Raw genomic sequence first — 26,863 nt, forward strand, 5'->3', positions numbered from 1 at the left:
TCGGCCGCCGCCGCACGGCCGGGACCTGCGAGAATGTCCCCATGGCGGGAGCGGACGGCACCGGGGAGTGGGCGCGGCACTGGCAGTACGCCGAACTGCCCGACCTCGATCTGCTGCGCGCCCGCTACGTCCGCCACTCCTTCCCCCGCCACAGCCACGAGGGGTACGTCATCGGGGCGATCACCGGTGGGGTGGAGGACGTGGGGCTGCCGGGCGGAACGGTCCGGGCGGTGCCCGGGACCGTGGTCCTGATCAACCCGGAGGTGCCGCACACCGCCCGCTCCGGGGCTCCCGAGGGCTGGACGTACTCCACGCTCTACCCGTCGTACCAGGTGGTCAACGACATCGCCGCCGAGGTGACGTCCCTGCGCGGCACGGTCGGTTTCGCCGAGAGCCGGGTGACCGACCCGCACGCGTCCCGGCTGATCACCGAGGTGCACCGGGCGGCGGAGGAGGGCAACGCGCTGGCGGCCGACAGCCTGCTGCGCATCGTGGTCACCCGGCTCCTCGGCCACTACGGCGGCCCGCTGCCCGGGCCGGCCGTGCGCGCCGGGGGTGCGCGGAACGCCGTACGCGCCCGCGCCGTGCTGGAGGAGCGCATGGCCGCTCCGCCCACGCTGGAGGCGCTCGCCACCGAGCTGGGCACCGGCCCGTTCGCACTGCTGCGGGCGTTCAAGAAGGAGTACGGGATGCCGCCCCACACGTGGCTCACCGACGCCCGGGTGCGCCGGGCGCGCCGCCTGCTCGACGCCGGTGTCGCCCCCGCCGAGGCCGCGACCGCCGTGGGCTTCACCGACCAGCCGCACCTCAACCGTCACTTCACCCGGATCGTGGGGGTGCCGCCCGGCGCGTACCAGCGCGAACGCGGAGTGCCCCGGTCCGGCAGGTGAGCGACGGGGCGTACGCGCGGACCTCCGCGTGGGTGGCTCCGGCACAGAGCGCCCCGGGTGCGGATCGGCGGCGAGGCGCGTTCGGGGATGACGGAAGGCGCAAGAACGTACAAGACCGGTCGTGAACAGTCCCCGTAGCGTGCCGGACGTGGCAGAACAGACAACATTCCCCGAGAGCACGGGCACACCCGGTGCTCTCCCGGCCGGACCGCCCGGCGGACCCGGCCCGGCGGCGGAGGAGCGGCCGGACAAGCCGGACTCGGCCGTCGTCCGCGACGCGCTCGGCGTCGGTGTCGCCGTCGGGCTCTCCGGCTTCGCCTTCGGCGTCACCTCGGCGGGCTCCGGCCTGAGCCTGCTGCAGACCTGCGTCCTCAGCCTGCTCGTCTTCACCGGCGCCTCCCAGTTCGCCCTGGTCGGCGCGTTGGCGGCGGGCGGCAACCCCTACACGGCCGCGGCCGGGGCCTTCTTCCTCGGCATCCGGAACGCGTTCTACGGGCTGCGCCTCTCCCAGCTCCTCGACCTGCCCCGGGCCGTACGGCCCTTCGCCGCCCACTGGGTCATCGACGAGTCGACGGCGGTCACCCTGCCGCAGCCCACCCGCCGGGCCGCGCGCATCGGCTTCACGGTCACCGGCCTCACCCTGTACGTCCTGTGGAACCTCACCACCCTGGTGGGCGCCCTGGGCGCGGAGGCGCTGGGCGACACCGACGCGTGGGGCCTGGACGCGGCGAGCCCCGCGGTGTTCCTCGCGCTGCTCGCGCCGATGCTCAGGAGCACGGTCGAGCGTGTCACGGCCGCCCTCGCGGTGATGCTCGCCCTGACGCTGCTGCCCGTGCTTCCGGCGGGCGTGCCGGTGCTGCTGTCGGCGCTGGCGGCGCCCGTCGTGCTCTTCCTGATGGGGCGGGCGAAGGGATCCTCCGCCGGGGCCGGGGGCGACCAGGGCCGCGGAGACAGCGGTGGCCACGGGAACCGAGAGAGCCGCGGGGCCGACGATGACCGCGAGGACTACGGGGCCGACGAAGACCGCGGGAACGTGGCGGAGCGGAAGAAGAGGGGCGAGCGGTCCGTATGAACATCTGGACAGCCATCGGACTGACCGTGGTGGGGTGCTACCTCGCCAAGCTCGTGGGGCTGCTCGTGCCCGCCGGGGTGCTGGAGCGACCGCTCGTCCAGCGGATGGCCGCCCTGCTGCCCGTGGCGCTCTTGGCGGCGCTCACCGCGCAGCAGACCTTCGGGGACGGCCGGCAGCTCGTGCTCGACGCCCGTGCCGTCGGGCTCGGTGCGGCGGCGCTCGCCCTGGTCCTGCGCGCGCCCTTCCTGGTGGTCGTCGGCGCGGGCGTGCTGGTCACGGCGGGCGTACGCGCCCTGGCCTGAGGCCGGGGAAGGCCGACAGGGGCGGATGATCCGACGATCGTCAGTCGAGCGGACGGTCGTACGCGCGGAGCGTCCCCAGGGCTCTGAGCGTCACCAGGGGGCGCCCCTCCAGCGCGGTCCCCGGAGCCCACTGCCGCCAGGTCACGGGCCAGCCGCCGTCGTCCTGCTGCTCGGCGGCCAGATGGTCGAGCGAACGTTCCAGCTCCTCGTCGGTGAACCAGCGGCGGGCCAGCGAGCGGGGTGTGCGGGCGAAGTCGTACGGGTAGTGGTGCTCGCCCGGTGCGTAGCCCGGCGACACCGGGTACTCCCCGCGGCGGGAGGGGTCGAGCACCGCGAGCCGCTGATCGCGCACCAGGCGACCGAGCCGGGACGCCGCCGCCTCCGCGCGGGCCCGGTCCGGTGCGCCGTCCAGGAAGGCGACCGCGGCCTCGACCTCGTAGGGGTGGGACTGCTCCAGGGCCTCGACGGCGCTCCAGCAGAAGTCCGTCGCCCGGAACAGCCAGGCGTGCCAGACCTGGTTGGCGTGCAGCAGTCCGACGATCGGCCCGGTCGCGAGCAGCTCCGCGGGCGGGGCGTCCACGATCGGGATGAAGGGCGCGGCGGGATAGCCGCGCTGAGTGGGCAGGAGCGCGGGCAGAGCGCCTTCTCTGGTCGACACGTCGGTCAGATAGCGGCAGATCCGCTCGACGCGCTGTCCCTCGCAGCGGCCGATCGAGTCGAGGACGCTCAGCGCGTGGGCGGTGTGCAGCGGTTGGCTGACCGGGCCCCGGAGATCGGGCTCCAGCGCGTGACCGTACCCTCCGTCCTCGTTGCGGTAGGCGGCGAGTGCCGTTTCCACGGCGTCGGGATCTCCGCCCAGGAAGTCGTGGGCGAACCTGCGCTGTTCGAGCACCCGGGCCGTGAGCCAGATGAACTGCTCGGCACGGGCGAGGATGTTTGCTCCGATTCCAGCCATGGACCGACGGTAGAGGGGAACGGGGCCCGGCACATGCCGCGTGGGCATGCTGCACTCTCAGGGGCGGGATACTGGTGGTATGCGGTTGACGATTTTCTGGGAGCGAATGGCCGACCACTTCGGCGCGGCGTACGCGGACTCCTTCGCCCGTGACCACGTGATGGCCGAACTCGGCGGCCGCACGGTCCACCAAGCCCTGGACGCGGGTTGGGAAACCAAGGACGTCTGGCGCGCCGTCTGCGCCGCCATGGACATCCCGGCGGACAAGCGCTGAAGAGAGTCCTGTTTCCGACGGCCGGACGCTGACGGCTGGACCTGTTTCCGGCGGACAAGCGTCGCACCGGAGGGAACCCGCGTTCCCCTGGAGCGTACGGCGGGCCTGCGGGGCCAGGACCCGGTGGGGGCGGAGCCGGGGCGCCCGGTTCCGGGCGAGGGGCCGGTTGTCCGTGACGTAGGCGAGACTTGTCGGGTGCCATCGACAGACGAGACCGCCCCCGACCAGTCGTCCGCCCCGCCCCTTCCGCCGGCCGCGCCGCCGTCCGGCTCCGGCGATGCCCGCATGCCGCGCTGGCTGCCGCGGGCCATGGTGCTCGCCCTCGCGCTCTACGCGTGCTTCATGCTGGGCAGCTGGGCGTTCGACCAGCTCATCGGGTTGCTGACGAACGTGCTGATCGCGTTCTTCCTCGCGCTCGCCATCGAACCGGCGGTCAGCCGGATGGCGGCGTACGGCATGCGGCGCGGCCTCGCCACCTTCCTCGTCTTCCTCGGCCTGATGATCTTCGGCATCGGGTTCGTCGTACTCCTGGGCTCGATGCTCGCGGGCCAGATCGTCGACATGGTCGACGAGTTCCCCAAGTACATCGACTCGGTGATCAACTGGGTCAACCAGACGTTCCGCACCGAACTGTCCCGGGTCGAGGTCCAGGACAGCCTGCTGCACTCGGACTGGTTGCAGAAGTACGTCCAGAACAGCGCCACCGGAGTCCTCGACGTCTCCACCACCGTCCTCGGCGGGCTGTTCCGGCTGCTGACGATCTTCCTGTTCTCCTTCTACTTCGCGGCCGACGGCCCCCGGCTGCGCCGCGCCCTGTGCTCCGTCCTGCCGCCGGCCCGGCAGACGGAGGTGCTGCGCGCCTGGGAGATCGCGGTCGACAAGACCGGCGGCTACATCTACTCGCGCGGTCTGATGGCGCTGATCTCCGGTGTCGCGCACTACATCCTGCTGATGATCCTGGAAGTGCCGTACGCCCCGGCGCTCGCGGTCTGGGTCGGGCTCGTCTCCCAGTTCATCCCCACGATCGGCACGTATCTGGCGGGCGCCCTGCCGATGCTGCTCGCCTTCACGGTCGACCCCTGGTACGCCCTGTGGGTGCTGGGCTTCGTCGTGATCTACCAGCAGTTCGAGAACTACGTGCTCCAGCCCAAGCTGACCGCGAAGACGGTCGACATCCACCCGGCCGTCGCCTTCGGTTCGGTCATCGCCGGCACGGCCCTGCTCGGCGCGGTGGGCGCGCTGGTCGCCATCCCCGCCGTGGCCACGCTCCAGGCGTTCCTCGGCGCCTACGTGAAGCGGTACGACGTTACCGACGATCCCCGCGTGCACGGGGGGAGCAGCCGCAGGCCGGGAAGACCGCTGTCGGCACGGCTCCGCCGTCTGGTGACCGGCCCCCCGGCCGCCGACGCGGGGGACGGGGAGCGCCCGCAGGGCGGGGCGTCCCGCCGGTAGGGCGGTACCGAGGCGGCCGGGCGCCGAGGGGCGCGACGGCGCGGTGGCCGGCTCCGCGGGCCCCGCGTGGTGCGCTTGACACGAAAATCGAACATCCATTCTGATGGAAGTCCGGGCCGGGTTTTCCCGGGTTCGGCCGTGGAGTTTTCCACAGGCCGGGCGGACGTCGAGGCCCATTGTCAGTGGCAGGGGTTAGCGTCTGAGACGTGAAGCGATCGACTCAAGCAAATCGGGTGGAACCCATGGCAGGAACCGACCGCGAGAAGGCGCTGGACGCCGCACTCGCACAGATTGAACGGCAGTTCGGCAAGGGCGCGGTGATGCGCCTGGGCGAGCGGCCGAACGAGCCCGTCGAGGTCATCCCCACGGGATCGACCGCCCTCGACGTCGCCCTCGGCGTCGGCGGTCTGCCGCGCGGCCGCGTGGTGGAGGTGTACGGGCCGGAGTCCTCCGGCAAGACCACGCTGACGCTGCACGCGGTGGCGAACGCGCAGCGGCTGGGCGGCTCGGTGGCGTTCATCGACGCCGAGCACGCGCTGGACCCGGAGTACGCGAAGAAGCTCGGCGTCGACATCGACAACCTCATCCTGTCCCAGCCGGACAACGGTGAGCAGGCGTTGGAGATCACCGACATGCTGGTGCGCTCCGGCGCGCTGGACCTGATCGTCATCGACTCCGTGGCGGCCCTGGTGCCCCGTGCGGAGATCGAGGGCGAGATGGGCGACTCGCACGTGGGTCTCCAGGCCCGTCTGATGAGCCAGGCGCTCCGCAAGATCACCAGTGCGCTCAACCAGTCCAAGACCACCGCGATCTTCATCAACCAGCTCCGCGAGAAGATCGGCGTCATGTTCGGCTCCCCGGAGACCACCACCGGTGGCCGGGCGCTGAAGTTCTACGCCTCGGTGCGCCTCGACATCCGCCGGATCGAGACGCTCAAGGACGGCACCGACGCGGTCGGCAACCGCACCCGCGTCAAGGTCGTCAAGAACAAGGTCGCGCCGCCGTTCAAGCAGGCGGAGTTCGACATCCTCTACGGCCAGGGCATCAGCCGCGAGGGCGGCCTGATCGACATGGGCGTGGAGCACGGCTTCGTCCGCAAGGCCGGCGCCTGGTACACGTACGAGGGCGACCAGCTCGGCCAGGGCAAGGAGAACGCCCGCAACTTCCTCAAGGACAACCCCGATCTCGCCAACGAGATCGAGAAGAAGATCCTGGAGAAGCTGGGTGTCGGAGTCCGTCCGGACGCCGCGGCGGGTGAGCCCGCCGCGGACGCGGCGGCACCGGCGGCCGAGGGCGCTGCGAAGCCGGCGACCGCTGCGGCCGCCAAGGCCAAGACGGCCAAGACCGCGGCGGCCAAGAGCTAGGCGTGACACGTCGTACGGAGTGGCCGGACAGCCCCGAGCCCGGCGGTCCCGCGTCCGGGTACGGGGCCGCCGACGGGTTCGCCGCCGAGCGGGGGGCGGCGGCGGACGAGGACGGGGCGCGGTCCGGGCCCCGCTCACTCGGCGGACCGGGCGCCAGGGGCGGATTCGGCGAGGGAGCGGGCCGCCGCGGCCGCTCCGGTACCAGAGGCAGCGGTTCCCCCTCCTCGTCGAGGGCCGGGGAAGGGGAGCCGCGCGGTTCGGCGGAACCGCGCGACCCGGTCGAGCAGGCGCGCGGCATCTGCCTGCGGCTGCTCACCGGGACGCCGCGCACCCGCAAGCAGCTCGCCGACGCCCTGCGCAAGCGGGAGATCCCGGACGAGGCGGCCGAGGAAGTGCTCTCGCGCTTCGAGGACGTCGGGCTGATCGACGACGCGGCCTTCGCCGGGGCGTGGGTGGAGTCCCGGCACCACGGCCGGGGGCTGGCGCGGCGTGCCCTGGTCCGGGAGCTGCGGACGAAGGGCGTGGACTCCGCGGTGATCGACGAGGCGGTCGGACAGCTCGACGCGGACCAGGAGGAGGAGACGGCGCGCGAGCTCGTGGCTCGCAAGCTCCGCTCCACACGGGGCCTGGACCGCGACAAGCGGCTGCGCCGGCTGGCGGGGATGCTCGCCCGCAAGGGGTACGGGGAAGGCATGGCCCTACGGGTGGTGCGCCAGGCGCTGGAGGAGGAGGGCGAGGACACCGAGAGCTTGGACGAGCCCTTCTGAGGACGCGCCCTCCTGAACGCGATGCGTGCGGAGGGCGAGCCTTCCGGGACCGGCTGTCCCGACGCGGAGCCCGGCGGTCACTCTCCGGCCAGGGCCGCGCGGCGCATGGTGGCGTCCACGAGCGCCAGAGCGTCGTCAGCGGTGCGGTCGGGGTGGCGGTTCCAGGGGCCGATCAGCCCTTGCCACCCCTGTGCGCGCAGCTCCGTGATCAGCCAGGCGCCGGCCCGGTCCACGGTGGCGAGAGAGCCGTGGCCGAGGCGGTGCGCGGAGATCAGCGCGCCGCAGATGCAGCGTGCGCCCCGGGCGTTCCGCAGTCGGTACGGGGCGTTCTGCCAGCCCCACTCGGCCAGGATCTGCCGTGCGTGGCCGAGGTGGACCGAGGGCCGGATGTCGCTCTGCCCGAGCCGCCGCCAGAGGTGGACGCGGTCGGGAAGCATCGCACCCAGCCTGCCGGGCAGCGGGCGTTCCTGCGGGGACGCCGCGGGAAGTTCCCGCAGGGCGTCGTCGATCAGCTGCTCGACGGGGACGGACAGCAGGTCCCGCCAGTCCGAAGGCCGTGCCGGCTCGGCGGCCGTGCGCTCCCAGCCGGTGACGATCCGCTGCCATGCCCGGGTGTCGTGCAGCCGGGACGCTTGGTCGTCCAGCCGGTCGGGGGTGAGAGCCGCGATCGCCATGGCGTGTCATCTCCGTACATATCGACCTCTGTGTGAGGCGAATGTCGGTCACGCGCGGTACTTGTACCACTGGAGCGTGGCGTTCGGGTGTGGGGCGAGCGGGGCCCCGCCCGACCGGTGGCAACGTCCCTCGGTCGGGCAGGGCGGACGGAGCGGACAGGGCGGGGCGGGCAGGGCGGCCGTGGTTCAGGCGGGGGGCGGAGAGGCGACCGGGAGCCCGGCGGCGCGCCACGCCTGGAAGCCGCCGGTCAGATCGGTGGCCCGGTGCAGCCCCAGCTGCCGTAGCGAGGCGACCGCGAGACTGGAGGCGTAGCCCTCGTTGCAGACGACGACGATCCGCAGATCGTGGCCGACCGCCTCGGCGGCACGGTGACTGCCCCGGGGATCCAGGCGCCACTCCAGTTCGTTGCGCTCCACGACGAGCGCGCCCGGGATCAGCCCGTCGCGCTCGCGCAGCGCCGCGTACCGGATGTCCACGAGCAGCGCCCCCGCCGCCGCCGCTTCGGCGGCCTCGGCCGGCCCGATCCGCTCGTAGCCGGCCCTGACCCGCTCCAGCAGCTCGTCGATGCCCACCGGTCCCGGGACCGGAGGTTCCGGAGCGGCGCGCTCCGGAGTGCCGTGTTCCGGAGCGGCGGGCTCCGGAGCGTCGTGCTCCGGAACGGCGGCCCCCGGAACGGCGGGTGCCGACGGACCCCGTACCGGTACGCCCGCCTCCGGCGAACCGACCCCCGACGCGTCCGCCTCCGGAGCGTATGCCACGGCCTTCTCCGGTACCCCGCTCACTGCCAGTCCTCCGGGCGCTCGGTCTGCTCCAGACGGAGCACCGGGCCGGTCCGGCTGAACCGGCGGATGCGCGGCAGAGGCGGGTAGTAGGCGTGGACGGAGACGGCGTGGGCGGTGCCCGACTCGTTGAGCACCTCGTGGACGTGGTTCTGTCCGAAGGCCCGGCCCTGGCCGGTCGCCAGCTCCCTCGTCCGGTCCACGCCGTCCTTCAGTTCCAGCGTCCGCCAGCCGTCGGTGGGCAGCCGCACGGCGAGCGAGTGCTCCGTGAGGGCCCCGGCGGCGGTGGTGAACGCGCCGAACGAGTCCGCGTGGTCGTGCCAACCCGTGCCGGTGCCCGGCGGCCAGCCGATCAGCCACGCCTCACTGCCGCCCGGCCCGTCGAGCCGGATCCAGGTGCGCTCTTCCGGGTCGAGGGGGAGCGAGGCGATGAGCGCCTCGTCGCGGGCCGCGCCGCGGACGTAGTCCATCAGCTCCGCGAGCGTCGGCGCCACGGAGGAAGCGGGGGCGGCAGCCGGCTCACCGGAGGGAGCGGGCACGCCTGCCGGTACGGGGGCCTCCCCGAGTACGGGCGTACCCGGCGTCGCGGGGACGCCCGCCGGGCCGGAGGCGCTCGCAGGCACGGGAGGGGTGACGGGGGCAGCCGTGGGCACGGCGGAAGAAAGGGAAGACACGAGGACCGTCCTGGGAGTTCGCGCGGTGAACCGGCCGTGCGGAGAGACGGCACGGACCGGTGGAGGGAGGCGATTCAGCAGGACGGACGACACACGCAGCCCGCGTAGCGGACGAGGTCCATATGGACCCTCCGCCACAGGCGCACATCGGTGTCGGTCATGATCTGGAGTGAACCATGCGCGCCGGTGGCGGTCAACGCGCCTCCGTACCGGTGGGGGTGCGGAGGCGCGTGGGGCGGGACGGGCCGGTCAGGGGCGTCCGGCGGCCCCGTCCGCGTGGATCCGCGTTCCGGGGCGCTGTGCCCGCCGGCCCTTCGCTTCGGCCCGGTCGTCCGCCTCTTCCTGCTCGGGGCCGGGTGCACCGCCTTCGGGTCCGGGGGAGCCGGGCTCCGTGTCCCCCGGTTCCGGCTCGTCGCGGTGAGCACGGCCCAGGGCGGTCAGTGCCGCGGTGAACAGTTCCCTCGGCCGAACGCCGCCGAACGCCGCCACCAGGTGGCCGTCCGGGCGGACCAGCAGCACGGTGTGGGCGGAGGCCCCCGGGTAACTCTCGGTGACCAGCAGCTCCGTCGCCCCCGGGAGCGCCCCCACCGCGTCCGTGAGACGGGGCATGACGCCCGCCGTCCGCCAGTGCCGCCGGTCCCAGACGCCGGTCCCCGGCGCGACCAGGACCACCAGCACGTTGCCCCGCCCGAGCCGTTCCCGCAGCCGCGCCGTCGTCCCGTCCGGCGTCGTCACCGTCACATCGGTGACCGGCGCACCGGGGGGCGTACCGACGGCCGTGTGCGCCTCCGAGTGCGGCGGTGCGAGGGGCGAGTGGGAGTACGAGGGGGGCGCGCCCAGCGCTCCGCGGCCCAGATGACCGTCGACTACCAGCGTGTCGTGGCCGCGTGCCGCGCCCGGGACCAGGGTCCGCAGCCCGCCCCCGCCGCGCAGTATCGGCAGGGACTGGTCGGCGGCGCGCAGCCGCGCGGCGACCGCGGCCCGGCGCTCCGCCTGGTAGCTGTCGAGCAGTTGCTCGGCCGGGCCGTGGTGCCAGGCGTGGGCGAGCTTCCAGGCCAGGTTCTCCGCGTCCCGGACGCCCTCGTCCAGGCCCTGGGTGCCGAGCGCGCCCAGCAGGTGCGCCGCGTCCCCCGCGAGGAAGGCGCGCCGCTTGCGCCAGCGCCGGGCGAGCCGGTGGTGGAGCGTGTGGACGCCGGTGTCCAGCAGTTCGTACGCCGGGGTCTCGCCGCACCAGCCGGCCAAGGTGTCGCGGACGCGGCTGATCAGGGCTTCGGGGGTGACCAGGTCGGCATCGGCCGGCAGCAGCCAGTCCAGCCGCCACACGCCGCCGGGCAACGGGCGCGCGGAGACCTCCGCGCCCGCGTTCCGCCAGGGCGGCTGCCGGTGCAGAACGGCCTCGCCCGGCCACGGGAGTTCGGCCCTGAGGGCGGCGACGGCGTGCCGCTCCACCGCCGTACGGCCGGGGAAGCGGATGTCGAGCAGCTTGCGGACGGTGGACCGGGCGCCGTCGCAGCCGACCAGATAGCTTCCGCGCCACCAGGTGGAGCCCGGCTCCCTGGTGTGGACCGTGATGCCGTCGCGGTCCTGCTCCAGCGTGTCGATCCGGCTCATCGGCACCAGCCTGATCAGCGGTTCCTTGTCGGCCGCCGCGCGCAGGGCCGCGCTCAGTTCGTGCTGGGGAAGGTGGAGGGGGGCGGGCAGCGGCGCGGCGTCCTCGCCGTGGGGGCCCCCGCTCAGCGGGACGTTCCGGACGAGCTGCTTCCGGCGCATCGAACGCCAGCCGGTCCAGCGCAGCCCGACCCGGTCCAGCTCCCGGCAGCCGAGCCGGCCCACCATGTCGGCGGTGTCCTCGCGCAGCACGACCGTACGGGCGGGACGCGGCTCCTGAGGGCCGGAGCCCTCGTCGAGGACCACCGAGGGGACGCCCTGGGCGGCCAGGGCGAGCGACAGCGTCAGGCCGACGGGCCCGGCGCCGACGACGATCACCGGGTCCACGGCGCGTACCCTCCGGCCTGTGCGGTCATGCGGAACATGGCGGAGGTAGCCGGGTGCGTGATCACAGAACGTATGCAACCCACTGGTGGTGTTTGCGTCAAGTGACCGAGGCAGCGACGCGTGCGCCGCTGCCTCGAATGCTTCTGCCGGGAAGACCCCGACGGGGTCAGTTGCCCGTCCCGCCTGCCCCACCGGCACCGCCGTCGGTCCCGCCTGCGCCCCCTGCGCCCCCCGCGTCGACGCCGGGAAGGGCGTCCACGGTGGGGATGCTGGCGGTCTGTACGCCGGGCGCCACCTTGATGCCGGTCTTGGCGCGGCGGCCGCGCTTCTCGATCCACGTGGCCAGGGCCGAGAGCAGCAGACACATGGCGATGTAGATCGTGCCGATGACGGCGATCGTCGAGACGTACGGGTACTGGCCGTTCACCTGGGTGTTGGAGGCGATCAGACGCGCGGTCTGCAGCAGCTCCGGGTACAGGATGATGAAGCCGAGCGAGGTGTCCTTGAGGGTCACCACGAGCTGGCTGATGATCGTCGGCAGCATCGACCGGACGGCCTGCGGCATCAGGACGGTCGTCATGACCTGCGTCTTGCTCATGCCGATCGCGTAGGCCGCCTCGCTCTGCCCCTTGGGCACCGAGTTGATGCCGGCGCGCAGCACCTCGGCCTGGACGCAGCCGTTGTAGACGGAGAGGCCCGCCGCCAGCGCCCACATCGAGTAGTCGGTGAGGAAGCCGACCCAGATCGCGTAGATGGTGATCAGCAGCGGCAGCGAGCGGAACAGTTCGATGAACGTGGTCGCCACCCAGCGGACCGGCTTGTGGTCCGAGAGCCGGCCGACCGCCAGGAGTACGCCGAGGACCAGCGAGCCGACCGCGGCCAGTCCGAACGCCTTGAGGGTCGCGAGGATCGCGTCGGCGATGTTCTGCCGGATGCCCGCGTAGTTGAAGATGTCCCACATCTCGGGGGCGAGGTGCCCCTTGTCCGCGAGCCGGACGATGCTGACGGCGATCAGCGCCACGATGGCGAGGCTGCCGACGACGGCGTAGATCCGGTTGCGGACGACGGCCTTGGGGCCCGGGGCGTCGTAAAGAACGCTGGCGCTCATCGGGCGACCTCCATGCGACGCTCCAGCAGCCGGAAGAGGCCGCTGATGGTAAAGGTGATGATCAGATAGCCGATGGCCACCCAGATGAAGACGGGCACGATGTCGTAGCCCTTGTCGCTCATCAGCTTCTGCCAGCCGAACAGTTCGGCGTTGCTGAAGGCGCCGGCGATCGCGGAGTTCTTCGTCAGCGCGATGAAGATGCTGCTCAGCGGCGGGACCACCGTCCGCGTCGCCTGGGGGAGCACGACGAGCTGCAGAGTCTGGGCGAACGTCATGCCGATCGAGCGCGCGGCCTCGGCCTGCCCCAGCGGCACGGTGTTGATGCCGGAGCGGACCGCCTCGCAGACGAACGAGGAGGTGTAGAAACCGAGGGCCAGGGAGCCGAGGACGAACGGGCTCATCCCCGGGAAGAGGATCTCCGGCACCACGAAGAAGAAGATCAGGAAGAGCAGCGTCAGCGGGGTGTTGCGCATCAGCGTCACCCACGCGGTGCCGAAGTACCGCAGCGGCGGCACCGGCGAGACGCGGAACCCGGCGACGGCCACACCGAGCACCAGGGCGATGAGCGAGCTGACGGCGGTGATCGACACGGTTCCTATGAAGCCGTCGCGGAACGCTGGGAAGTTGTCGAGCAGTACGTTCATGAGGTCTCCGCGTCGGCGGTCATCGGCATCGGGGCAGGGGAAGCAGCGCCCCGTACGCCCGCCGTCCCGGTAAGGGACGGGACGGCGGTGGCGTACGGAACGCCGGGGTCACTCGCGGGGCTTCGTGACGGGATTCCGGAGCGCTGGCGTTCGGTGAACGCGGGAGCGACCGGCATCACCCGGCGCCCGGAGGTACCGGGCGCCAGGGGGAGCGTCAGTAGCGCTCGATGGCCGGCGGCTCGACGTAGTCCGAACCGGACAGGCCCAGCGTGGCCTCGTAGATCTTCTTGTAGGTGCCGTCCTTGACGCGCTCCTCCAGCGACTTGCTGATGGCCTCGCGCAGCACCTTGTCGTCCTTGTTCAGACCGATGCCGTAGGGCTCCTCGGTGAACGGCTTGCCGACGACCTGGAGCTTGCCGGAGTTGGCGGCCGCGTAACCCTTGAGGATCGAGTCGTCCGTGGTGACGGCGTCGATCTGCTTGGTGAGCAGCTGCTGCACGCAGTCGGAGTACTTGGCCAGCTCGACGACGCTCGCGCCGTACTCGGGCTTCTTGATCTCCTGGAGCGGGGTCGAGCCGACGATCGAGCAGACCTTCTTGCCCTTCACCGAGTCCTTGCCGGTGATGGAGCTGTCGTCCTTGCGCACCAGGAGGTCCGCGCCGGCCTTGTAGTACGGACCCGCGAAGCCGACCTGCTTCTTGCGCTCGTCGTTGATCGTGTAGGTGCCGACGTAGTAGTCGACCTGGCCCTTGGAGATGGCCGTCTCACGGACGCCGGAGTCGACGGTCTTCCACTCGATCTGCTTGTCCGAGAAACCGAGGTCGGCCGCGACCATCTTGGCGATCTCGATGTCGAAGCCCGAGCGCTCCTTGGTCGACTGGTCCTCGAAGCCGAGGTACGGCTGGTCGGCCTTGGCGCCGAGGATCAGCTTGCCGCGCTCCTTGGCCTTCTTGAAGACCGGGGAGTCGAGGGAGACGTCCTTGGCCACGGTGTACGTGGGCAGCGCGGGGGCCTCGGAGGAACCCGGCTTCGTGCCGCCCGGCTTGTCACCGGCGGAGCCCTCCTTGCCACCGCACGCGGTCGCGGTCAGGGCGAGGACGGCGATCGCCGCGAGGGCGGCGGACTTACGGAGCTTCATGTGAACAGTCCTTGAGTTCGTAGGTCGTTGTCGTCAGTGGTGCAGGATCTTCGACAGGAAGTCCTTGGCCCGGTCGCTGCGCGGGTTGCTGAAGAACTGGTCGGGCGTGGCCTCTTCGACGATCTTTCCGTCGGCCATGAACACGACGCGGTTGGCGGCGGAACGGGCGAAGCCCATCTCGTGGGTGACGACGATCATCGTCATCCCGTCCCGGGCCAGCTGCTGCATGACTTCCAGGACCTCGTTGATCATCTCCGGGTCGAGAGCCGACGTGGGCTCGTCGAAGAGCATGACCTTGGGGTCCATCGCCAACGCACGGGCGATCGCGACGCGTTGCTGCTGACCGCCGGAGAGCTGCGCGGGGTACTTGTCGGCCTGGACGCCGACGCCCACCCGGTCGAGCAGGGTCCGGGCCTTCTCCTCCGCGGCCTTCTTGTCGGCCTTGCGGACCTTGATCTGGCCCAGCATCACGTTCTCCAGCACCGTCTTGTGTGCGAAGAGATTGAACGACTGGAAGACCATGCCCACGTCGGCACGCAGCCTGGCGAGCTCCTTGCCCTCCTGGGGAAGGGGCTTGCCGTCGATCGAGATCGCTCCCGAGTCGACCGTCTCCAAGCGGTTGATCGTGCGGCACAGCGTGGACTTGCCGGACCCGGAGGGCCCGATGACGACCACGACCTCGCCACGGGCGATGGTCAGGTCGATGTCCTGGAGCACATGCAGCGCGCCGAAGTGCTTGTTGACGTTGCTCAGTACGACCAGGTCGTTCGCCTCGGGCGCGGCATCCTCGGCGGCCTTGGTCACTGAAACTCCGCTCATCGGCTTTTTGCTCCGTCCTCCTCGGTTGAACAAGGACAGTAATGACGCAGTGCGATCAACGTCATTACATCTGAGCGGAAATTGAGCATAACGATCCGGCGGCAACCGGACACTCCGTGTGAACGGGACGTCGCACCCCGCTCCGGAGGCGTACCGGGTGCATAACGGAAACCCTGCTGTGACCGGCGGGGTCTTGACTGGTGGGCCGCTCATCGGCGTGGATGCCTTGAGCGGGGAGAGATGAAGCGGCGCCGAACGGAACAAGCCATCGACGTACGGGCTCGTGAAAGGCGGGTTAATGTCGGGCTTCACCCGGTGACGCGGTGCGATGGTGACGCGGTGCGACCGCGTTCCGGGCCGCCGCGCGGACGCGGTGAACGAACCCCGGCGCCGTACGGCCCCGGGAGACCGGGAGAGGAGGGAGGGCCATGAGACTGCTGCTCGTCGAGGACGACGACCACGTCGCTGCCGCTCTGTCCGCCGTGCTCGCCCGGCACGGATTCCAGGTCGTCCACGCCCGCAACGGCGAGGAGGCCCTGCGCGCGCTGCTGCCCGCCGACAAGGAGCCCTTCGGCGTGATCCTCCTCGACCTCGGCCTGCCCGATCAGGACGGCTACGAGGTGTGCGGGAAGATCCGCAAGCGGACCGCGACCCCCGTCATCATGGTCACCGCCCGCGCCGACGTGCGCTCGCGCATCCACGGGCTCAACCTCGGCGCCGACGACTACGTCACCAAGCCGTACGACACCGGCGAACTGCTCGCCCGTATCCACGCGGTCGCCCGGCGCACCACCAGCGGCGAGGACACCGCGCCGACCCCCGTCGCCGCCCTGCGCCTCGGCCCGGTCGCCATCGAACTGCCGACCCGCCGCGTCAGCGTCGACGGCGAGGAGGTGCAGCTCACCCGCAAGGAGTTCGACCTGCTCGCCCTCCTCGCGCAGCGCCCCGGCGTGGTCTTCCGCCGCGAACAGATCATCAGCGAGGTCTGGCGCACCAGTTGGGAGGGGACCGGGCGCACCCTGGAGGTCCACGTCGCCTCCCTGCGCTCCAAGCTGCGGCTGCCCGCCCTCATCGAGACCGTGCGGGGCGTCGGCTACCGGCTCGTCGCGCCGTCCGCGTAACCGGCGGTACGTCTCCCGGTGCGCTCCCGTCTCCTCCCGCTGCTCATCGTCCTGATGGCCGCCGTCCTGCTCACCCTCGGCCTCCCGCTGGCGGTGAGCGTGGCGGCGGCCGAACAGCAGCGCCTGGTGATCGACCGGATCGACGACACCGCGCGGTTCGCCGGCCTGGCGCAGGCCATCACCGACACCTCCCCGGACAGCGAGGAGCGCCGCCGCACCCTCCAGACCGACCTGGAGGTCTACGCCTCCGTGTACGGCATCCGGGCCGGCGTCTTCTTCCGCGACGACCGGGCCCTGGCCAAGGCCCCCGGCTCCTGGTCCCTGCCCGCCGAGGGGGAGGGGCGCACGGCGTTCGCCGAAGCGCTGCTCGGCCGCCGCTCGCACGATCCGCCGCAGGTCTGGCCCTGGCGCGACGGGCGCGTCGTCGTCGCCTCGCCCGTGGTGCGCGACGGCGACGTGGTCGCCGTGGTCGTCATCGACTCGCCCACCGGCGAGATGCGCTCGCGCATCCTGCGGAACTGGCTCTACATCGCCCTCGGCGAGGCGCTGGCCCTGCTGGTGGCCGTCGGCGCGGCCGTCCGCCTCACCGGCTGGGTCCTGCTCCCCGTACGCACCCTGGACGCGGCCACCCACGACATCGCGGGCGGCCGGATGCGCTCCAGGGTCGCCGCGTCGGCCGGGCCGCCGGAGCTGAGACGCCTGGCGCGCTCCTTCAACGAGATGGCGGACAACGTCGAGGACGTGCTGGAGCAGCAGCGCGCCTTCGTCGCGGACGCCTCGCACCAACTGCGCAACCCGCTCGCCGCCCTGCTGCTGCGCATCGAGCTGCTCGCCCTGGAGCTGCCCGAGGGCAGAGAGGAGATCGCCGCCGTCCGCACCGAGGGCAAACGGCTGGCCCGGGTCCTCGACGACCTCCTCGACCTCGCGCTGGCCGAGCACGCCGAGGCCGATCTCCAGCTGATCGACATCGTCCCGCTCACCGCCGAACGGGTCGCCTCCTGGCGGCCGATGGCGGAGCGGGAGGGCGTGCGGCTCACCGTCGAGGGGGCCCCGGCGGCCACCGCGTGGGCCGACCCGATCGCGCTCTCCAGCGCCTTGGACGCCGTCATCGACAACGCCGTGAAGTTCACCCCGGCCGGCGAGGACGTGACGGTCACCGTCACCGCCGGGGCCACCGAGGCGACCGTCGTCGTCGTCGACCGGGGCCCCGGTCTCACCGAGGCCGAGCTGGAGCGGGTCGGCGACCGCTTCTGGCGCAGCACCCGCCACCAGAACGTCAGCGGATCGGGTCTCGGCCTCTCCATCTCGCGGGTGCTGCTCGCGGCGGGCGGGGGCTCGATCGCGTACGAGCACCACGAACCGCACGGACTGCGGGTGACGCTCTCGGTCCCCCGCGACCTGCCGGGCCCGTCCTGAGCCGAGCGGGCCGTCCCCACCCGGGCGAGCGGGTCGGGCCGTCCTCAGCCGGGCGGGCGGGTTGGGCCGTCCTCAGCCGGGCGGGCGGGCCGGCGTTCAGGACCGGCGGGAGACCCGGCCGTCACGGCGTCACGGCGTCACGGAGCGGCGGACCGCCCCGGGGTCCTCACCGCTCGCCGCCCCGGCCGTCCTCCACCGGCCGCCCGTCACGGCTTCACCGAGCGGTAGTAGTCCTTGGCCCCGTCGTGCACGTCCAGCGGGTCCGTGTAGATCGCCGTCCGCAGGTCCACCAACTGCGCCGCGTGGACCTCGCGGCCGATCCGGTCCCGGCTGTTGATCACCGTCCTGGTGAACGCCTCCGTCACGGCCGCGTCCGTTCGGTCCGTCGTGACGAGCAGGTTGGCCACGGCGACCGTCGGCACCGCCTGCCCCTGCTGGGCCTCCGGGTAGGCGTCGGCGGGCATCATGGCCGACCGGTAGAACCGGGTGGGGCCGGTCGCCGACTGCAGCTTCGCGACCAGTTCGGCCTCCATCGGGACCAACCGGACCTCGAAGCTCCGCGACAGCTCCTGCACGGCCGCCGTGGGCAGGCCGCCCGACCAGAAGAAGGCGTCGAGCCGGCCGTGGGTCAGCCGGACCGGCATGGTGTCGATGCCCACCGGCACCGGAGTGATGTCGCCGGCCGGGTCGAGCCCCGCCGCCGCCAGCAGCCGGTCCGCCACCAGCCGGACCCCGGAGCCCTCCTGCCCGACGCCGACCCGCTTGCCCCGCAGGTCGGACACCGTACGGACGTCGGAGTCGCGGGGGACGACGAGCTGCACGTAGTCGTCGTACAGCCGGACGCAGCCGCGCAGCCGCTGGGCCCCGGGCCGCCCGTCGCGCAGGTACGTGGCCACGGCGTCGGCGGTGGCGATGGTGAAGTCCGCCTCGCCGGTCGCCACCCGGGCCAGGTTCTGCTGCGAGCCCTCACTGGTCCGCAGCTGTATGGCCACCTCCGGCATGTCCTTGGCGAGCGCGCCCTCCAACCGTTCCCCGTACCGCTGGTAGACCCCGCTGGGCACCCCGGTGGAGAAGGTGAGGGAACCGTTCGGCGCGCCCTCGTCCCGGGCGGGCCACAACCACCAGGCGAGCAGCCCGAGCACGACCGCGAGGACGGTGCCCGCCCGCAGGGCACGGCGGCGGTCGAATCGGGACAGAGCGCTGAGCATGCGCGCGATCCTGCCAGCTCACCGGCCCCCTGACCAGGCTTCCCCGTGAGGTCCGGCCCACAGCGACCGGAGCCGGAGCGGCCGTCGAGCAGGCCGGCGGAAGGGACGGGAGAGGGCCGGTGGAGGAGACGGGAGGGGGCCGGCGCGGAGGGCGGGAGGAGGTCAGCGGGAGGGACAGCGGGAGGCCGCTGCCGGGGACGGGCGGGGCGCCGCGCGGCAACCGCCTACCCTTGTCCCATGAGCAGCGGCAACCGGAGCGAAGCAGTGGACGTCCAGAAGAGCTACGAGGTGCGCACCTACGGGTGCCAGATGAACGTCCACGACTCCGAACGGCTGTCGGGTCTCCTGGAGGACGCCGGTTACGTCCGCGCCCCCGAGGGCTCCGACGGCGACGCCGACGTCGTCGTCTTCAACACCTGCGCGGTGCGCGAGAACGCCGACAACAAGCTGTACGGCAATCTCGGCCGCCTCGCGCCCATGAAGACCAAGCGCCCCGGGATGCAGATCGCCGTCGGCGGCTGCCTCGCCCAGAAGGACCGCGACACCATCGTCAAGCGGGCTCCCTGGGTCGACGTCGTCTTCGGCACGCACAACATCGGCAAACTGCCGGTCCTCCTGGAGCGCGCCCGCGTCCAGGAGGAGGCGCAGATCGAGATCGCGGAGTCCCTGGAGGCGTTCCCCTCCACCCTCCCCACCCGCCGCGAGTCCGCCTACGCGGCCTGGGTCTCCATCTCGGTCGGCTGCAACAACACCTGCACCTTCTGCATCGTCCCGGCGCTGCGCGGCAAGGAGAAGGACCGCCGCACCGGCGACATCCTGGCCGAGATCGAGGCCCTGGTCGCCGAGGGCGTCTCCGAGATCACCCTGCTCGGCCAGAACGTGAACGCCTACGGCTCCGACATCGGCGACCGCGAGGCGTTCTCCAAGCTGCTGCGCGCCTGCGGGAAGATCGAGGGCCTGGAGCGCGTCCGCTTCACCTCGCCCCACCCCCGCGACTTCACCGACGACGTCATCGCCGCCATGGCCGAGACGCCCAACGTGATGCCGCAGCTCCACATGCCGATGCAGTCCGGCTCCGACGCCGTCCTGAAGGCGATGCGCCGTTCCTACCGCCAGGAGCGCTTCCTCGGGATCATCGAGAAGGTGCGCGCCGCGATGCCGGACGCCGCCATCTCCACCGACATCATCGTGGGCTTCCCCGGCGAGAGCGAGGAGGACTTCGAGCAGACGATGCACGCGGTCCGGGAGGCCCGGTTCGCCAACGCGTTCACCTTCCAGTACTCCAAGCGCCCCGGGACCCCGGCCGCCGACATGGACGGCCAGATCCCCAAGGAGGTCGTGCAGGAGCGGTACATGCGGCTGTCCGCCCTCCAGGAGCAGATCTCCTGGGACGAGAACAAGAAGCAGGTCGGCCGCACCCTGGACGTCATGGTCGCCGAGGGCGAGGGCCGCAAGGACGGCGCCACCCGGCGCCTCTCCGGCCGCGCCCCCGACAACCGGCTGGTCCACTTCACCCAGCCCGAGCAGGCCGTGCGCCCCGGTGACGTGGTGACCGTCGAGATCACCTACGCCGCCCCGCACCACCTCCTCGCCGAGGGCACGCCGCTCGCCGTCCGGTCCACCCGCGCGGGCGACGCCTGGGAGAAGCGCACCGCCGCGGCCGCCGCCAAGCCGGCCGGCGTGATGCTCGGCCTCCCCGGCGTCGGCGCCCCCGACCCGCTCCCGGCCGCCGCGGCCCCGGCCTGCGGCATCGGCTGACGGTTCCCCGGCGGTCCACGGCGAGCGGCAAGTACGCTGACCGGCATGCTTGTCGCCGCCGCCGTGTGCCCCTGTCCGCCGCTCCTGGTGCCCGAGGTCGCCGCCGGGGCAGCCCCCGAGCTCGACTCCGCCCGGGACGCGTGCCTCGACGCCGTGGCGGTGCTCGCCGCCTCGCGCCCGGACCTGCTGGTCGTCGTGGGGCCCGGCGAAACCCTGCCCGGGCGGGACGGGGCCCCGTCCGTCGGACCCTTCCCGCCGGGCACGCAGGGCAGCTTCCAGGGCGTCGGGGTGGACCTGGACGTGACGCTCGGCCCGGTTCCCGAGGAGGCGTTCACGCCGGGCCGGCCGCTGCCGCAGTCCCTCACGGTCGGCGCCTGGCTGCTGGGCCGGGCCCGCTGGTCGTGCTCACCCGTCGAGGGGCTCGCCCTGCCGGAGGCCGCCGTAGCGGAGGACTGCGCCGAGGCCGGCGGCATGCTCGCCCGGCGGGCGAGCCGGGTCGCGCTGCTGGTGATGGGGGACGGCAGCGCCTGCCGCACCCTCAAGGCACCCGGCTACCTCGACGAGCGGGCCGCCGATTTCGACGCCCGTGCCACCGAGGCGCTCGGCTCGGCGGACCTCGACGCCCTCGCCGCTCTCGACGTGGCGCTCGCCCACGAACTCAAGGTGGCCGGCCGGGCCCCCTGGCAGCTCCTCGCGGGCGCCGCGCGGGACGCCGGGCTGGCGGGACGGCTGCTGTACGAGAACGCCCCGTACGGCGTGGGCTACACCGTCGCCGCCTGGTCCTGAACAGACCGGAGGCGGGTGCGGAGCGCTCGGCTCCGCACCCGCCTCCGGGATCTGACCGCCGTATCAGGGGGCGGGCGGCGGCGGGGGCGGCGTGCTTCCAGAGGTGCCCTGCGCACCCGGAGCACCGGGAGTGCCGTGCGTACCCGGGGCGCCCGACCCACCCTGCGTCCCGGACGGACCCGGCCCAGCCTGCGTACCGGACGTGCCCGGGGCGCCGGGAGTGCCCTGCGTACCGGACGCGCCCGCCGCGCCGCCGTCCTTCTGGCCCAGCTTGTCCACGGCCTCCTTGGCCTTGCGCGTACCCGAGTCGATCTTGTCGCTGTACTTGCCCTTGGTCTTCTGGTCGACCGTGCGCGCGGCCTTGTCGAGACCCTGCTCGATCTTGCCCCCGTGCTGCTGCGCGAGGTCGCCGACCTTCTCCTTGGCCGGTTCCAGCTTGGCCTTCAGGTTGTCCAGGAACCCCATTGGGTCACCTTCCGTGCAGTGAGGACTGTGTCGGCGGGAGCGTTCTCCCACCCCCATTGTCCGTCACCTGTCCGTTCCCGCCGTTTTTACACCCCCTTCGGTGCTTTCCAGGCGCTACCCGGCAAGCACCGGTCACACGCTCGCCCGCGCGACGCCCCGGGCACCCGCCGTGTCCGGGAGCGCACGGGTGTTTGGGAGACTGGTCCGGTGACCCCTCGCACCCCCGCCCCTCGCGTCATCACCGTCGTCGGCCCCACGGCCGCCGGAAAGTCGGATCTGGGGGTCTTCCTCGCCCAGCGGCTCGACGGCGAGGTGATCAACGCCGACTCGATGCAGCTCTACCGGGGCATGGACATCGGGACCGCCAAGCTGACGCTCCCCGAGCGCGACGGCGTGCCGCACCGCCTGCTGGACATCTGGGACGTCACCGAGGCGGCCAGCGTCGCCGAGTACCAGCGCCTCGCCCGCCGGGAGATCGACCGGCTGCTCGCCGAGGGGCGCACGCCCATCCTGGTCGGCGGCTCCGGGCTGTACGTGAAGGGCGCCATCGACGCCCTGGAGTTCCCCGGCACCGACCCCGCGATCCGCGCCCGCCTCGAAGCCGAACTGGCCGGGGACGGCCCCGGCGCCCTGCACGCCCGGCTCGTCGCCGCCGACCCCGCCGCCGCCCGCGCCATCCTGCCGGGCAACGGCCGCCGGATCGTCCGCGCCCTCGAAGTGATCGAGATCACCGGCAAGCCCTTCACCGCGAACCTGCCCGGCGAGAAGCCCGTCTACGAGGCCGTGCAGATCGGCGTCGACGTGGACCGCCCCGAACTCGACGACCGCATCGCCCGGCGCGTCGACCGGATGTGGGAGGCGGGGCTGGTGGACGAGGTCCGCGCCCTGGAGGGGTCCGGGCTGCGCGAGGGCCTCACGGCGTCCCGGGCGCTCGGCTACCAGCAGGTGCTCGCGGCGCTCGCGGGGGAGTGCACCGAGGACGACGCGCGGGCCGAGACCGTGCGCGCCACCAAACGCTTCGCCCGCCGCCAGGACTCCTGGTTCCGCCGTGACACGCGGGTCGTCTGGCTCGGCGGAGGAGACCGTGACCGGCGGGAACTCCCGCTCCGGGCGCTGGCGTTGGTCGAACGGGCGGTCACAGCCTGATCACGTGATGGCATCGGGAAGCCCCGGCCGTCATTTCGGCGCCCGTGATCGTGCCATCATCAAACATCGATCCACAGATGGAGTCCGAGTAGGGAGGGCGCGTGGCGATGGAGGCCGGCCCTCGCGACACGGAGCAGCGCGACACGGAGCACGATGTGCCGCCGCCGCGGGAGACCGCGGGACGGCTGAGCTCCGACGGACCCGACGAGCAGGACGTCGCCCCCGAGGTCGAGGTCGAGCTGCGGCCCACCCGCAAACTGCGGATCTGGCAGCTCGCCCCCATCCTGGTGCTGGCCGCCGTCGGCTCGCTGATGTTCGCCTTCCCCCTCGCCTTCGAGTTCGGCGACGGCGGAGCCATCGTGGCCATGCTGGGTCTCCTGATCAGCTGCTGCGCCGCCGGCTGGGGCATGATGGCGGCCCGCCGCGTCGGCCACACCTGGCCCGGACTGCCCTCCCGGAGCTCCGGCGCCCGCCCCGACTGGCGCGTGATCGCCCTGTACGCGGCGACCGGCGTCGCCCTTGTGGCCCTCGCCGTCTGGCGCGTCGCCCGCCTGCGCTGACGCCGTCCCGGGGTGACGTCCGCCCGGTGCCGGTGTCCGCCGGTCCGGCTGCGGCGCCAGGCGCGTACGACCGAGGCCCCGCGACCACCCCACGCACCTACGGCCGAGGCTCCGCCGATGCCGCCCCGCGCGTACGGTATGCGCGCCCGCCCCGTACCACCGGCCCTCGGGCCCGCCCGCGTACCGTCCCCCGGCCCGCTCGCGCCGGTTGTCGGAGCCGCCTCGTACAGTGGATCCGTGAGCACCTCGCAGATCGCCTTCCTCAAGGGTCACGGCACCGAGAACGACTTCGTGATCGTCCCGGACCCGGACAACGCCCTCACGCTGCCCGCCGACGTGGTCGCCCGGCTCTGCGACCGCCGGGCCGGCATCGGCGGCGACGGTCTGCTGCACGTCGTGCGGTCCGCCGCGCACCCCGAGGCGCGGCACCTGGCGGACGAGGCCGAGTGGTTCATGGACTACCGCAACGCGGACGGATCGATCGCCGAGATGTGCGGCAACGGCGTCCGCGTCTTCGCCCACCACCTCCAGCGCGCCGGGCTCGTCGAGGAGGGCGACCTCACCATCGCCACCCGGGGCGGCGCCAAGCGTGTCCACCTCGCCAAGAACGGCGACATCACCGTCTCCATGGGGCGCGCCCTGCTGCCCGAGGAGAACGCCACCGTCCGTGTGGGCGACCGCAGTTGGCCCACGCGCAACGTCAACATGGGCAATCCGCACGCGGTCGCCTTCGTCGACGACCTGGACCACGCGGGCGATCTGCTCGCCGCCCCGCCCGTCAGCCCCGACACCGTCTATCCCGACGGGGTCAACGTCGAGTTCGTCGTCGACCGGGCCCCGCGCCACGTCGCCATGCGCGTCCACGAGCGGGGCTCCGGCGAGACCCGCTCCTGCGGCACCGGCGCCTGCGCCGTCGCCGTGGCCGCCGCCCGCCGGGACGGCGCCGACCCCGCCCGGACCGGCCTCCCCGTCACCTACCGGGTGGACCTGCCCGGCGGCACCCTCGTCATCACCGAGCACCCCGACGGCGCGATCGACATGACCGGACCCGCCGTGATCGTCGCCGAGGGCGTCATCGACCCGGCGTGGCTCGAAACCTTCTGAGGACTGGCTCAGTCGAAACGATGACCGCGCGGCGCTTCGCTCGAATGGGTGATCCGTTTCACGCTGGGCGAGAGGCGGGGGGTCCCGCGTGGTGGGGTCGGTAGCATCAAGCACCGGCCCCGAGGGGCATCCGCCCCCGCCCCGCGCCGGTCGACGTCGCCGGAGGTGCCCATGAGTGCAGAGGCCGCCGATCCGGGCGCCCCCCTTCGCAGGCGGAGCCGCCCCCGGATCGATCTGCGCAGACTGGGCCGGGTGGCGCTGCGCGGCCCGGTCTCCCGCGACCGGCTGCCCGACGCCATCAGCCACGTCGCGGAGGCGCACCGCGCCCACCATCCCGACGCCGACCTGGCCGTCCTGCGCAGCGCCTACCTCCTCGCCGAGTCCTCGCACCGGGGCCAGAAGCGCAAGAGCGGCGAGCCCTTCATCACGCACCCGCTCGCCGTCACCCTGATCCTCGCCGAGCTCGGCGCGGAGACGACCACCCTCACCGCGTCCCTGCTCCACGACACCGTCGAGGACACCGAGGTGACGCTCGACCAGGTGGAGCAGCAGTTCGGGGACGAGGTCCGCTATCTCGTCGACGGCGTCACCAAGCTGGAGAAGGTCGACTACGGGGCCGCCGCCGAGCCGGAGACCTTCCGCAAGATGCTCGTCGCCACCGGCAACGACGTCCGGGTCATGTCGATCAAGCTCGCGGACCGGCTGCACAACATGCGCACCCTCGGCGTGATGCGCCCCGAGAAGCAGGCCAGGATCGCCAAGGTCACCCGGGACGTCCTGATCCCGCTCGCGGAGCGGCTCGGCGTACAGGCGCTCAAGACCGAGCTGGAGGACCTGGTCTTCGCGATCCTGCACCCCGAGGAGTACGAGGAGACCCGCGCGCTGATCGCCGCGGCGGACCGGGAGGCCGCGCTCGACACCATCGCCGACGACGTACGGCACACCCTGCGCGAGGCGGGCATCAGCGGCGAAGTCCTCATCAGGCCACGCCACTTCGTCTCCGTGCACCGGGTCCGCGGAAAACGCGGCGAACTGCGCGGCACCGACTTCGGCCGGCTCCTCGTCCTCGTCGGTGAGGACGCCGACTGCTACGCGGTCCTCGGCGAACTGCACACCTGCTTCACCCCGGTGATCTCCGAGTTCAAGGACTTCATCGCCGCCCCGAAGTTCAACCTGTACCAGTCGCTGCACACCGCCGTCGTCGGCCCCGAGGGCGCGGTCGCGGAGGTCCTCATCCGTACGCACCGGATGCACAAGGTCGCCGAGGCGGGCGTCGTCGCCCTGGGCAACCCGTACGCCCACGACGCCGCCTCCCCGCCGGCCGAGCCGTCCGACGAGCGCGCCGACCCGACCCGGCCCGGCTGGCTCTCGCGGCTGCTGGACTGGCAGGAGTCCGCCACCGACTCCGACACCTTCTGGACCACCCTCCGCGACGATCTCGCCCAGGACCGCGAGATCACGGTCTTCCGTACCGACGGCGGCACGCTCGGCCTGCCCGCCGGGGCCAGCTGCGTGGACGCCGCCTACGCGCAGTACGGCGACCGGGCCCACACCGCCATCGGGGCCCGGGTCAACGGCCGCCTCGCCACCCTGAGCACCGTCCTCGGCGACGGCGACACCGTGCAGGTGCTGCTCGCCCACGACGCCGCCTCCGGACCTTCGCCCGACTGGCTCGACCACGCCCGCACCCCCGCCGCCCGGATCGCGATCACCGGCTGGCTCGCCGACCACCCCGACGAGGCGAAACCCGGTCCGGAGAGCGCGGCCCCGGCGGGACCCGGTCTTCCCGGGTCCGAGCGGCCCGCGCCCGCCGCTCCGGACGGCGGGGCGCCGAGCGCCGCCGCACCGGCCCGCACCCGGTCCGGGCCCCGCGCCGCGGGCGTCGTCGTCGAGGACCCGGAGGCGTCGGTGCGGCTGGCCGGCTGCTGCACGCCGGTGCCCCCCGACGAGCTGACCGGCTTCGTCGTCCGGGGCGGCGCGGTCACCGTCCACCGCCGCGCGTGCCGCGCGGTCGCCGCCATGCGCGAGATCGGCCGCGCCCCGGTCGAGGCCCGCTGGGAGGACGCCGAGGGCCGGGAGCCCGAAGCCGGCTGCCGGGTCACCCTCGTCGCCGAGTCCTTCGGCCGCCCCCACCTCCTCGCCGACCTGACCGAGGCCATCGCCACCGCCGACGCGGCGATCGTCTCCGCCACCGTGGAACCGCCCAGCGAGCAGCGGGTGCGCCACACCTACACCCTGCGGCTGCCCGACGCCGCGGGCCTGCCCGCCCTGATGCGCGCCATGCGCGACGTGGCCGGGGTCTACGACGTCAGCCGCGCGCAGCACCCGGCCCCGGCGGGCTGAGCCGCCGCGCACCGGCCCTCCTCGTTCGAGTGGTGCGGCGCGCGGCTC

General features: G+C 72.8%; 27 protein-coding genes. 15 read left to right on the forward strand and 12 right to left on the reverse strand.

The genetic code is table 11. The annotated features are described in order from the left end of the window. Positions 1-41 precede the first annotated feature (41 nt). The 3 genes from IF19_RS0126745 (at position 42) to IF19_RS0126755 (ending at position 2,264) form a co-directional block, all read left to right on the forward strand. Complete coding sequence (locus IF19_RS0126745; RefSeq protein ID WP_030116208.1) at positions 42-890, forward strand: AraC family transcriptional regulator; 849 nt, start codon at positions 42-44, stop codon at positions 888-890. A 148-nt stretch (positions 891-1,038) separates the two neighbouring features. Further along, on the forward strand, positions 1,039-1,962 hold the full coding sequence (locus IF19_RS0126750; protein WP_234310583.1) for an AzlC family ABC transporter permease: 924 nt from the start codon (positions 1,039-1,041) through the stop codon (positions 1,960-1,962). Next, on the forward strand, positions 1,959-2,264 hold the full coding sequence (locus tag IF19_RS0126755) for an AzlD domain-containing protein (protein ID WP_030117502.1): 306 nt from the start codon (positions 1,959-1,961) through the stop codon (positions 2,262-2,264). The genes IF19_RS0126750 and IF19_RS0126755 overlap by 4 nt, the downstream gene beginning before the upstream one ends. A gap of 40 nt (positions 2,265-2,304) precedes the next feature. Here the strand turns inward: IF19_RS0126755 and IF19_RS0126760 are convergent, their stop codons facing one another. Next, positions 2,305-3,219: a hypothetical protein gene (locus IF19_RS0126760; protein WP_030117501.1), complete on the reverse strand. Its 915-nt coding sequence runs from the start codon at positions 3,217-3,219 to the stop codon at positions 2,305-2,307. A gap of 79 nt (positions 3,220-3,298) precedes the next feature. Here IF19_RS0126760 and IF19_RS0126765 point away from each other — a divergent pair, with 79 nt between their 5' ends. The 4 genes from IF19_RS0126765 to recX all read left to right on the forward strand — a co-directional run bounded on the left by IF19_RS0126765 (position 3,299) and on the right by recX (position 7,076). Further along, on the forward strand, positions 3,299-3,493 hold the full coding sequence (locus IF19_RS0126765; RefSeq protein ID WP_030117500.1) for a DUF3046 domain-containing protein: 195 nt from the start codon (positions 3,299-3,301) through the stop codon (positions 3,491-3,493). Between the two features lie 285 nt (positions 3,494-3,778). Then, on the forward strand, positions 3,779-4,945 hold the full coding sequence (locus IF19_RS0126770; RefSeq protein WP_050493938.1) for an AI-2E family transporter: 1,167 nt from the start codon (positions 3,779-3,781) through the stop codon (positions 4,943-4,945). A 242-nt stretch (positions 4,946-5,187) separates the two neighbouring features. Beyond that, positions 5,188-6,309, forward strand: coding sequence for a recombinase RecA (recA, locus tag IF19_RS0126775; RefSeq protein WP_030197311.1), 1,122 nt, complete (start codon positions 5,188-5,190; stop codon positions 6,307-6,309). A gap of 2 nt (positions 6,310-6,311) precedes the next feature. Then, entirely contained in the window at positions 6,312-7,076 is a 765-nt protein-coding gene (gene recX, locus IF19_RS0126780) for a recombination regulator RecX (RefSeq protein WP_030277247.1), read from the forward strand. A gap of 77 nt (positions 7,077-7,153) precedes the next feature. On the opposite strand, the gene IF19_RS0126785 is transcribed toward recX, so the two are convergent. From IF19_RS0126785 to IF19_RS0126820, 9 genes are all read right to left on the reverse strand, one after another. After that, positions 7,154-7,750, reverse strand: coding sequence for a DUF6197 family protein (locus IF19_RS0126785; RefSeq protein WP_030277249.1), 597 nt, complete (start codon positions 7,748-7,750; stop codon positions 7,154-7,156). 186 nt (positions 7,751-7,936) lie between these two features. Further along, positions 7,937-8,323: a rhodanese-like domain-containing protein gene (locus IF19_RS0126790; RefSeq protein ID WP_030704568.1), complete on the reverse strand. Its 387-nt coding sequence runs from the start codon at positions 8,321-8,323 to the stop codon at positions 7,937-7,939. A gap of 206 nt (positions 8,324-8,529) precedes the next feature. Next, complete coding sequence (locus IF19_RS0126795) at positions 8,530-9,069, reverse strand: cupin domain-containing protein (protein ID WP_030117495.1); 540 nt, start codon at positions 9,067-9,069, stop codon at positions 8,530-8,532. Between the two features lie 209 nt (positions 9,070-9,278). Continuing rightward, positions 9,279-9,365, reverse strand: a complete 87-nt coding sequence (locus IF19_RS1000000138950) for a putative leader peptide (protein ID WP_311605579.1) — start codon at positions 9,363-9,365, stop codon at positions 9,279-9,281. Between the two features lie 88 nt (positions 9,366-9,453). Beyond that, a complete protein-coding gene (locus IF19_RS0126800) occupies positions 9,454-11,199 on the reverse strand; it encodes an FAD-dependent monooxygenase (RefSeq protein WP_030117494.1) in 1,746 nt (581 codons plus the stop codon). A gap of 166 nt (positions 11,200-11,365) precedes the next feature. Further along, positions 11,366-12,307, reverse strand: coding sequence for an amino acid ABC transporter permease (locus IF19_RS0126805; RefSeq protein ID WP_030117493.1), 942 nt, complete (start codon positions 12,305-12,307; stop codon positions 11,366-11,368). Next, positions 12,304-12,951 carry an amino acid ABC transporter permease gene (locus tag IF19_RS0126810; RefSeq protein ID WP_030117492.1) on the reverse strand — a complete coding sequence of 216 codons (648 nt, stop codon included), beginning with the start codon at positions 12,949-12,951 and terminating at the stop codon, positions 12,304-12,306. Before IF19_RS0126810 ends, IF19_RS0126805 begins: the two co-directional genes overlap by 4 nt. A 214-nt stretch (positions 12,952-13,165) precedes the next feature. Next, entirely contained in the window at positions 13,166-14,089 is a 924-nt protein-coding gene (locus IF19_RS0126815; protein ID WP_030117491.1) for a glutamate ABC transporter substrate-binding protein, read from the reverse strand. A 33-nt stretch (positions 14,090-14,122) separates the two neighbouring features. Next, entirely contained in the window at positions 14,123-14,908 is a 786-nt protein-coding gene (locus IF19_RS0126820; protein ID WP_030117490.1) for an amino acid ABC transporter ATP-binding protein, read from the reverse strand. A 428-nt stretch (positions 14,909-15,336) separates the two neighbouring features. On the opposite strand from IF19_RS0126820, the gene IF19_RS0126825 reads away from it, so the two are divergent. Together IF19_RS0126825 and IF19_RS0126830 are read left to right on the forward strand one after the other, a co-directional pair. Next, positions 15,337-16,029: a response regulator transcription factor gene (locus tag IF19_RS0126825; protein WP_030117489.1), complete on the forward strand. Its 693-nt coding sequence runs from the start codon at positions 15,337-15,339 to the stop codon at positions 16,027-16,029. Between the two features lie 18 nt (positions 16,030-16,047). Continuing rightward, entirely contained in the window at positions 16,048-17,445 is a 1,398-nt protein-coding gene (locus IF19_RS0126830) for a sensor histidine kinase (protein WP_030117488.1), read from the forward strand. 206 nt (positions 17,446-17,651) lie between these two features. On the opposite strand, the gene IF19_RS0126835 is transcribed toward IF19_RS0126830, so the two are convergent. After that, on the reverse strand, positions 17,652-18,653 hold the full coding sequence (locus IF19_RS0126835; RefSeq protein ID WP_030117487.1) for a TAXI family TRAP transporter solute-binding subunit: 1,002 nt from the start codon (positions 18,651-18,653) through the stop codon (positions 17,652-17,654). A 237-nt stretch (positions 18,654-18,890) separates the two neighbouring features. Here IF19_RS0126835 and miaB point away from each other — a divergent pair, with 237 nt between their 5' ends. Together miaB and IF19_RS0126845 are read left to right on the forward strand one after the other, a co-directional pair. Further along, positions 18,891-20,411, forward strand: a complete 1,521-nt coding sequence (gene miaB, locus IF19_RS0126840) for a tRNA (N6-isopentenyl adenosine(37)-C2)-methylthiotransferase MiaB (RefSeq protein ID WP_050493939.1) — start codon at positions 18,891-18,893, stop codon at positions 20,409-20,411. Positions 20,412-20,456: 45 nt separating this feature from the next. Further along, positions 20,457-21,197, forward strand: coding sequence for a class III extradiol dioxygenase subunit B-like domain-containing protein (locus IF19_RS0126845; RefSeq protein ID WP_030277252.1), 741 nt, complete (start codon positions 20,457-20,459; stop codon positions 21,195-21,197). A 63-nt stretch (positions 21,198-21,260) separates the two neighbouring features. Here the strand turns inward: IF19_RS0126845 and IF19_RS0126850 are convergent, their stop codons facing one another. Next, entirely contained in the window at positions 21,261-21,662 is a 402-nt protein-coding gene (locus IF19_RS0126850; protein WP_030117483.1) for an antitoxin, read from the reverse strand. 207 nt (positions 21,663-21,869) lie between these two features. Here IF19_RS0126850 and miaA point away from each other — a divergent pair, with 207 nt between their 5' ends. From miaA to IF19_RS0126870, 4 genes are all read left to right on the forward strand, one after another. Beyond that, entirely contained in the window at positions 21,870-22,808 is a 939-nt protein-coding gene (miaA, locus tag IF19_RS0126855) for a tRNA (adenosine(37)-N6)-dimethylallyltransferase MiaA (RefSeq protein ID WP_030117482.1), read from the forward strand. 107 nt (positions 22,809-22,915) lie between these two features. Further along, positions 22,916-23,368: a hypothetical protein gene (locus IF19_RS0126860; RefSeq protein ID WP_030117481.1), complete on the forward strand. Its 453-nt coding sequence runs from the start codon at positions 22,916-22,918 to the stop codon at positions 23,366-23,368. A 237-nt stretch (positions 23,369-23,605) separates the two neighbouring features. Beyond that, positions 23,606-24,472 (forward strand): diaminopimelate epimerase, encoded by an 867-nt coding sequence (gene dapF / locus IF19_RS0126865; protein WP_030117480.1) that lies wholly within the window; start codon positions 23,606-23,608, stop codon positions 24,470-24,472. Between the two features lie 171 nt (positions 24,473-24,643). After that, positions 24,644-26,815, forward strand: coding sequence for a RelA/SpoT family protein (locus tag IF19_RS0126870; RefSeq protein WP_030277253.1), 2,172 nt, complete (start codon positions 24,644-24,646; stop codon positions 26,813-26,815). Positions 26,816-26,863: the final 48 nt, after the last annotated feature.

The sequence above is a fragment of the Streptomyces californicus genome (genome assembly GCF_000717645.1).
Taxonomy (GTDB): domain Bacteria; phylum Actinomycetota; class Actinomycetes; order Streptomycetales; family Streptomycetaceae; genus Streptomyces; species Streptomyces californicus.